At 34.0% G+C, this 8,696-nt stretch carries 7 protein-coding genes, 1 tRNA gene and 1 pseudogene; 7 read left to right on the forward strand and 2 right to left on the reverse strand.

The window, feature by feature from the left end; genetic code table 11:
• The first annotated feature begins 481 nt into the window (after window positions 1-481).
• The 3 genes from P618_RS05790 (at window position 482) to P618_RS09560 (ending at window position 2,204) form a co-directional block, all read left to right on the forward strand.
• Window positions 482-556, forward strand: a tRNA-Glu gene (locus tag P618_RS05790).
• A gap of 29 nt (window positions 557-585) precedes the next feature.
• Window positions 586-1,098 carry a cell cycle transcriptional regulator TrcR gene (locus P618_RS05795; RefSeq protein ID WP_021828082.1) on the forward strand — a complete coding sequence of 171 codons (513 nt, stop codon included), beginning with the start codon at window positions 586-588 and terminating at the stop codon, window positions 1,096-1,098.
• Between the two features lie 1,007 nt (window positions 1,099-2,105).
• A complete protein-coding gene (locus P618_RS09560) occupies window positions 2,106-2,204 on the forward strand; it encodes a transposase (protein ID WP_162147103.1) in 99 nt (32 codons plus the stop codon).
• Between the two features lie 373 nt (window positions 2,205-2,577).
• Here P618_RS09560 and P618_RS05810 read toward each other — a convergent pair whose 3' ends face one another.
• Window positions 2,578-3,741, reverse strand: a complete 1,164-nt coding sequence (locus tag P618_RS05810; protein WP_021828079.1) for an aminotransferase class I/II-fold pyridoxal phosphate-dependent enzyme — start codon at window positions 3,739-3,741, stop codon at window positions 2,578-2,580.
• On the opposite strand from P618_RS05810, the gene bioB reads away from it, so the two are divergent.
• From bioB to P618_RS05830, 4 genes are all read left to right on the forward strand, one after another.
• The gene (gene bioB / locus P618_RS05815) at window positions 3,729-4,727 is read left to right on the forward strand and encodes a biotin synthase BioB (RefSeq protein ID WP_021828078.1); all 999 of its coding nucleotides are present in this window, start codon (window positions 3,729-3,731) and stop codon (window positions 4,725-4,727) included. The genes P618_RS05810 and bioB overlap by 13 nt on opposite strands.
• Window positions 4,728-5,925: 1,198 nt before the next feature.
• Complete coding sequence (locus P618_RS06200) at window positions 5,926-7,410, forward strand: M23 family metallopeptidase (protein ID WP_021828077.1); 1,485 nt, start codon at window positions 5,926-5,928, stop codon at window positions 7,408-7,410.
• A complete protein-coding gene (gene truA, locus P618_RS05825) occupies window positions 7,407-8,165 on the forward strand; it encodes a tRNA pseudouridine(38-40) synthase TruA (protein ID WP_021828076.1) in 759 nt (252 codons plus the stop codon). The genes P618_RS06200 and truA overlap by 4 nt, the downstream gene beginning before the upstream one ends.
• Window positions 8,166-8,228: 63 nt before the next feature.
• A complete protein-coding gene (locus P618_RS05830) occupies window positions 8,229-8,435 on the forward strand; it encodes a hypothetical protein (RefSeq protein ID WP_021828075.1) in 207 nt (68 codons plus the stop codon).
• A gap of 145 nt (window positions 8,436-8,580) precedes the next feature.
• On the opposite strand, the pseudogene P618_RS09565 reads toward P618_RS05830, so the two are convergent.
• A pseudogene (locus tag P618_RS09565) lies at window positions 8,581-8,696 on the reverse strand (IS701 family transposase); the annotation flags it as partial.

Genomic DNA, 8,696 nt, shown 5'->3' on the forward strand with positions numbered 1-8,696 from the left:
CTTATCAAATAGTCGCTATAAATATCAAGAAGATCCAGTTTCATTTTTTGTCCTTAAAAACTTATGGACGAAAAATATGATTATTTCAAGCAGAAATCAACTATTGCTGCGTAACATCAGTTACTATATCGTGCAGAGCGTTCTATACCAAGCTTAAATTTTAAGCAGGACTCTTTTTCAGTATTAAATTTTCCCTAGCTTTGATGTATCAACGATTAAGCACTAATGTTCTGAAGTTGAACTTATGAGGAAGAAATTTTTGCCCATATTTGAATAAAGTTTATATTTTTTTAGATATAAACGCGCATAAACTAATGTATAAATATGTACAACCTATATTGTGTTTAATATTTAGTTTAATATTTGTGATAATTAAACATGATAAATACTTGTTAATTTTATATATATTTTTTTTTTTACACACAGATGATCATTTTTGGACTTGACTTTTGTTTAGATAATGCTAGAATCAAGAACAGATGTCTCCATAGTCTAGCGGTTAGGACGCTGCCCTTTCAAGGCGGTAGCGCGGGTTCGATTCCCGCTGGAGATGCCAGTATAAGGATAAAAATGAAAAAGATTTTGATGGCTAAATCAGTTGCATTATGGTTGATTGAAAATACAAAGCTTACGTTTCGTCAAATCTCTGATTTTTGTGGAATGCATGAACTTCAAATAGAGGCTTTGGCTAACGGTGAGGGAAATGTTGCTGCCGTAGATCCGGTTATGTTAGGGCAGCTAGAGAAAGAAGAAATTTTAAGATGCGAAACAGATCAAAATGCTTCGTTGATTGTGAACAGTAAGAATTTTCTTGTTCGAAAAAAAGCAAAGACTTACGTAAGTTTAGCAAAGCGTAAAGAAATTCGTAATGGGGTTTTATGGATTGTTCGGTCTTGTCCTGATCTTAAAGATGCAGATATTATAAAATTTATCCCAACCACAAAAAATACAGTTTGTTCTATTCGTTTAGGAACGTATTGGGATATGAAAAGTTTAGTAGCAAAGAATCCTGTTTTTATTGGTTTGTGCACGCAAGAAGATTTGGACCAACTTGTTGCTTTGAATGAAAAAAGAAAGTATTTTTTTTCTAAATCTTAAGGTTTTATACCTCTTAGAATGCTAATCTCAATTTAAATTTTTTTTTAAGAACTTTTGTATTCTCATTTTGTTTCTAGTACAAAATATGTAAAATTAGAAACATATAAAACACAAAGATAATATAAAGATTTATTTTTGTTTTATTATTTTTTGAGATTTTGGTTAAATTTTTTAATACCTTTTCCTTTGCGTGAATAGTTGACTAAATTTTTTTGGCACAATTTCTCCCTCCTTATGAAAAGCGTAGTTACTCGTAACGAAGATATGTTTGGGCTGTAGTTTTAGAAGAAGATCTTGAATCATCCAGACATCAAGAATATCTGCGTTAAGCATAGTTTGAAATATATTCATTATAGTAATTTAGCATAAAAACGGGGCAATGAGATACTATTTTTAAGAGAAAATGACAAAAAAACACTACAGCTTAAATCTAAGGGAGAGCGTAATAGAATATATTAAGCTTGGTAACACTTAAAATACGAGATGCAAGAAGTCGCGTAAGCAGGTGGTGGATCAGGTTTGCCCAGAAGCAGGCCTTGCTTAGGCAGAAAGGGCAAAATAGCCCCAGAAAAGCTAAGAGTTTATGTCGAAGGTCAATGAAGATAAAAAATGAGCAGAAGATAGCAAAACTATTTAATTCTAGTATTTTTGTGTATCGACGATTAAAGAAGCTAGGCTTTAGCTATAAAAAAAATTTTACCTATTTGTAAGCAAGCCAAGAAAAATGAAAGCGATATAAAGAAAGTATAAAAGGCGTACCGTCAGAAAGTCTTGCATATATATTGATGAAAGTGGTATTGAGATAACCATTTGTGCAGAATGCAGGATGGGGCAGAAAAGCGAAAAAGCTTGCTGCAAAAAAGAGCGGTAACTATTATCAGCGGACAAATATTATAGCTGGGCATGTTAATCATAAATCGATAACACCCAGGGTATTTAATGGTTCTTGTCGTATAAAATTATTTGAAGCTTGGGTAAAAAAGTTATGGAATTAGAACTTGTGCAAATTGGATAATGCTGCATTTCATCGATCACAAAAAACGAAAGAGTTGATCGAATCGGTAAGTTGTCAATTCATCTTTTTACCGCCATACTCACCCGATTAAAATCCAATAGAGAAATTTTTGGCTAATGTGAAAAGATGGATTAGGAAGAAAATTGAGTTCTGCCAGGACTTATATCAGTCCATTAGTGCTTTTTTACTTTATTACAATTCAACCGCTTTTATTTTAAAATATCACGAATACACTGCTAAAAATCATTTCTAAAAAATTTAACAAAAGAAGACAATACAAAATACTTCAACACCAAAATAAATAATGAATTGACAAAATCTCTAGGATTTTTTTGTATTTACATAAAAATTTACATAAAAATTTACATAAAAACATATTTACGCAGCAGGTTTACTAAAAAAAGCCCTTTTTCTTGCAATTTTTTACTTTTTTAAAACACCCAATTCAATCTAGTTGACTATAATTACAATATTTTATCATGTTTTATTTTTTTCCATACATTTATGAAGCGATGCAAATCTTCTTCTGTATGGTGTGAACAAAGACCAAGACGCAAACGCGCTTGCCCTAAAGGCACTGTAGGTGGACGAATTCCAGAAACATAGATATGATGTTCTAGAAACTTTTGTTGAACTCTCAGAACCAGATCTTCTTGTTTCAAAATAACAGGAATAATGTGCGTGATACTTGTTCCCGTGTCGGCCCCAAGATCTTTTAAAATTGCTCTCAATTTTATTCCTAAGGTTATTAAGTGTTCGCGCTCTTGTCTCATCATCCTAACTTTATTCCACGCCTGCAATGCGGCTGCTACAACGCAAGGAGGTGAAGCGGTAGAATAAATAAATCCTTGTGCTTTATTGATTAAGTATTCTTTGATTGTTTGACTACAAGCTACGTAGGCTCCAATTCCGCCTAACGCTTTACTAAAAGTTCCCATAATGACATGAGGAACGCGCTCCCAATTATACAGGGTAGAACATCCGTATCCATGTGGACCAAATAATCCTGTAGCATGAGCCTCATCTAAGTATACAAATGCATTGTATTTTAAAGCGAATTCATAAATTTTTTCTAAAGGAGCCTTATCTCCATCCATTCCAAAAACGCTTTCTGTCACAATAAACTTTAATCCAAGATTTTTCTTTTCTTGTTCTAGTAAATCGTTCAGGTGCTCCATATCTAAATGACGATATCGAAGCCAACGACACTGACTTAATAACAGTGCTTGATAAATGCTAGCATGATTAAGTCGATCAGAAAATACGATAGGACGCACTTTTAAAGTTTGAAAATCTAAAAGCGCAGATAAAACACTTAAGTTTGCTTGAAAACCTGAGGAAAAAAACAGTGCTGCTTGTGTGCCTTTGTCTAAAGCAATCTGAGTTTCAAGATGCTCGTAAAGAGGGTGACCTTTAGCCGAAACTCTTGATGCTTTTATCCCCCATCCGTAGTCCTGAATAGCGTTTATAGAAGCATCTAAGATTTCGGGATGATAGCTGAGTCCTAAATAATCGTTACTTGAAAAATCTAAAAAAGAGGAAATTTTATCTTGACGAAAATTTGTTAATTTGCGATACTTTTTTGTATCCTTTAATTTTTGGATGTAATCTTGATATGGAGTGTACATGTCCTACTCATGAAACTTCTCACGAAGCTTCTTCTTGTCTTTCTCTAAATCGAGCTCAGGTGCTTTTTTCCAAACCTCTTCTAGATCTTTTGTACGAAGCACAAACTGTTCATAGAGAAAATTTTTCTTCCAATTCTGTTCAAATTAGCACACTTTTAAGTATCAAAACAGGGGGATGTCCAGAAAATTGTGCGTATTGCCCACAATCTGCTCGATACAGAACGGGTGTGAAATCATCTAGTTTAATGAACATAAAAGAAGTGTTAGTGTCTGCAGAACGAGCTAAAGCTTCTGGAGCAACAAGATTTTGTATGGGAGCTGCATGGCGTAGTCCCAAACAGAACGATTTAGATCAAATATGCGCAATGATTCGTGCTGTTAAAGCACTCAACTTAGAAACATGCGTCACCCTGGGAATGTTAGAACAGGAGCAAGCTGTACAATTAAAGCAAGCTGGATTAGATTTTTATAATCACAACGTTGACAGTTCTCCAGAATTTTATAACAAAATTATTACTACGCGAGTATTTCAAGAACGCTTAGATACATTAAAAATTGTGCGGGACGCTGGAATCAAAGTATGTTGCGGAGGAATTTTGGGGATGGGGGAAAGTAACGAAGATCGATTAAAAATGCTAGTCCTTTTAGCTAATTTAAATCCACCACCAGAATCTGTTCCTATCAATAAATTGATTCCTATTCCTGGAACTCCTCTTGAAGAATGTCAAGCTGCAGATGAATTCGATTTTGTGCGTATTGTTGCGGTAGCAAGATGCTTAATGCCCAAGTCCTACATTCGTCTTTCAGCAGGAAGGGAAGGCATGTCTGACACGCTCCAGGCATTGTGTTTTGCAGCTGGTGTAAATTCGATATTTTATGGAGAAACGCTGTTAACTGCTGCAAACCCGAAACCAGAAAAAGATCTAAATTTACTTAAGCGGTTAGGAATTTCTGCAGAAATGGGTTCTTGCGATACCCAAGAATAATAGATACCCCATCGATATTTTTTTATACTTCCTTTGTGCGCAGATCATTCTTTTTCCTTACTCAAAGAAAGGATTCACTAAATTTTTTTCGTTTTCAAAGCTTAATTTATAATCTTGGAATTTACGATACTGTTGAGCGTAATTCCTTAACGTCTGTGTATGTTTTGGTAACGGTCCCGGCATGAATGTTTTGGAACTTGTGCTCTACCATACTTCAAAAGCGCTGAAATGTGTGCTTTTTTCGTTAAAGGATATTCTAGTTTCGAAATAAGTCTATTTAACCAGAGAATAATTTTTGTGTAATTCTGATGACATAAAATAATTTTTAAGTAAAAATGAATTCTGTTTTGTAATAAATGTTGATCTGAATCTTATGTTAAATGTGGAAAGGGCAGCAACGCTATGAATGTAAATCCTGTGGTTGTCAATTTAAAGGTACCCTCCCCAAAGGAGTGTCTTTTTCACTGAAATAACTTGAAATTGACATTGCTTTGTTTTTATGTTCAACATATCTAAACTTTTTACAGTCAGTGAAATTTCAGTCTTCAAGGAGATCAATCAAGAAGAAGATAATATTTAAGTTGAAAAAATACAAATGTCTGTAACTGTTATCCTAAATGGACGAAGTGTGGCATTTCGTCCATAGAAAAAAATATTTTATAGATCCGGATTGATGTGGTATCGGGTCACTCTATTGATTGGAAGTTTTGTGATCGCAGCGACGCCAGCCTGAAAAAACTCATTAAAAGGTCAATGTGTTCCAGATGAATGGGGAAGTTTCTTTATGTCTTCATGAAGAAAGACTTCTTCATGGGAAAGATTTTACATTCTATTGAATCAACAAAAATGATATTGTATATAGATGGGAACACTTTAAAAAAAGACAAAACCATCTGTTCGTAGTCATGATATGGTTCATAAGATAATGAAACTGGATAATGAAACTGTTCCATTACTTTTAAGACAACTCAAAAAATGTCAATTTATATATGATCACATTATTATTGTTTATTTAAATATCTCATTTTTTTTATTAAATTTAAATTTATTGTTTTTGCTTTGTTTGTTTATGGTATCGCAGAGGATATGCGATTTTGAATAAGTAGATTTCATCAAGGGGGGGTTACATTTTTTTGTGTAATTTTATAAAATGAAGATGCGGATAATTTTCAGTAAGCTTAAGTGTGAGGAAAAATAAATGCACTATCTAGTTGTAAAGCCGTGGTTAGAACAATGCTTTAAAAAAATAACGACTCTTCTTTTATTTTCTTTTTTGGGGTTATTGTACCTATATCATGTGTATCGTTCAAATTCATTTCGCGCTCAGGAACTAGATTTGGATGCTTTTAGAAATCACAATTATCATCCTGCTATCTTTTCTCGTTTTTTTACGTTGTTTTCTTCTAAAGTATCTAAATCTCAGGGAGATTTTTCTGCTTTTCAGAGTATATTAAGTTCACCAAAGCAGTTTCATGTAGCTCCATTTTTTTTAGATCCTTCTTTAGTCAAGAGATTTCCTCATTCTTTGAAAAGTTTTTCTTTACGCTGGAGCTCATTAGCAAATTTTATGCATGCCCTGCGTTTACAAAATTTTTTTTCTCATCATCGCGTTGCTGTGCATGGTGCATTTGTTAAAATGCTCAAGCAAAAAGTGTTGACACGCGCGATAGCTGGAAGGGAGATTAAGGTTACGTATTCATGTGTAGGGGATAAAAAATGTTTATTTTCTGTTGAAATTCCTATAAATCTTGTCACGACAAAAGAGGTGAGGATAGATTCTAGGCAAAATATTCATATTAAGACGATTAAAGATTCAGTTGTGTCTTTTGTGATGCGTACTCAAGGAATTGTGTCTAATGCGTTGCTTTCAGACTTGAGAAAAAAGAAATTGCCTAATGATGCCTTTCATTTGGTTGCTTCTGTGTTAGACTCTGGAAAAATTCCATTACGTCAACATTATGGAAGGGGGTCACAATTTTTTATTTTATATCGAGGAATTAAGAATGTACGCACGGAACACGTTCAGTTTACGGATATTTTATTTTTAAAATTAAAAAACTCTAAAAGAAATTTTTCTTTGTATTCATATTCATTGCGTAAAAATACGCCGGGATTTTTTACAGAAAATGGAGAAAAATTTAATAAGGAAAAAAATAGCAAAGAAAAAAGTGGGTGTCCTTTTATTCGTCCTCTTTCTGGAGGGCGCTTATCTTCGTGCTTTGGAAGAAGAAAACATCCAATTTTTGGTTATTATCACAGTCATAAAGGTATTGATCTTGCTGCTCCTCTTGGTACTCCCGTTCGGGCAGCTGCGTCAGGAGTTGTTGAAAAAATAGGTTGGGTTAGAGGTTACGGAAATTTTATCCGTATTCGGCATCGTAATGCATATTGTACTGCATACGGTCATTTGTCGAAATATGCTAAAAAATTACATCCAGGAACCTCTGTGCAGCAGGGGCAGGTCATTGGTTTTGTGGGTGCAACAGGAAATGCTACGGGAAATCACTTGCATTTTGAGGTAATTCGAAACGGTTCACAAGTAAATCCTTTTGGTGTGCGCGCGTCTACTCAACCTATTGAACGTATGGGAAGACCGGAGTATCAGAAATTTCGTGCTTATATTCGATATTTAAATTCAATTTATAATAAATTAGGCAATAGCCGTACGACGATGCGCGTATGAGTTTTCGTTATGCGCTTAAAATTGAATATGATGGAAAGAAGTTTTCTGGATGGCAAAGTCAAACACTTTCCCCGGTTTCAGTACAAAAAAGATTAGAGCAAGCTTTTTTAGATCTTACGCAAGAGGTTGTTCATATCTATGCTGCTGGGCGTACAGATTCTGGTGTTCACGCGGAAGGGCAGGTAGCTCATGTTGATTTTCAGAGAGCTTATTCAATAGATCGCCTTTGTAAAGGGGCAAACTACTATTTAAAGAATTCTGGTGTACAAATTTTGAATGCGCAATCTGTTGATAAAGACTTTCATGCGCGTTTTTCTGCAAAGTATCGAATTTATAGATATATGCTGATTACTCGTCCCCATGTCAGTCCGCTATGGGGAGATCGAGCTTGGTGGGTCAGGAAATCGGTTGATAGGGCTCGTTTATTGGATGCTGCAGAATTATTAAAAGGAACATGGGATTTTTCTAATTTTCGCAATTCTGCGTGTCAAGCGACCAACACTTTGCGTACATTAGATCAAGTAGGTGTAAAGGATTCGGATCTTTTTTTGTGTATTCGATTCTATGCTAAGTCTTTCTTACACCGTCAAGTGCGCATGATGATGGGAGCTATGATTCAATTTGCAACTCAAGAAATTACTTTAAAGGAATTTTTAGAGTATTTATCTCCAAAGCAATTTATTAAAAAACCATTTACTGCTCCAGCACATGGCTTATATTTAGAAAATATTGTTTATAATGATTTTGTTTTTTAATTTTTAATTTTTAGTGGGTACAATGTAACTGTTAAACGTATTTTATAAATAAGGAGAAAACAAATGAATTTTTTATATTGCTGTTTGATGAGTGCTTTGATTTCCATGCCAATTTGGGCTTCAGATGTTTCAGATAAAGAGATTGATGATGAAGTTTCTTCAGTTTTGCAAAAAGTATTCGAAGCTGATGGCGATTCAGAATCTAAAAGTGAATCTGACAAAGTGGAAGTCAGTGAAGATAAGAAAGATATCGTAAAAGATGAAGATTAATACAAGAAAGTTTTAGATTAATTTTTAAAAAATTTAATGAATCTTAGGTAATGAAAGCACTGCTTTTGAATATGTATTGTGCGTCATAGGTAGTGCTTTTTTGATGACTATTCATTCTATAGTCTTCATAGTAAATTAACTCATCTTACGTAGCACCTTTCAAAATTTGAAGTTCATTGAACATTAAAACATTAGCTTTTAACAATAGTTTTTGTTTTATTGCAAAATGATTCAATGAGGTTTTCACTTTCAATAATTCTA

The sequence above is a fragment of the Holospora obtusa F1 genome (assembly GCF_000469665.2).
Lineage (GTDB): Bacteria > Pseudomonadota > Alphaproteobacteria > Holosporales > Holosporaceae > Holospora > Holospora obtusa.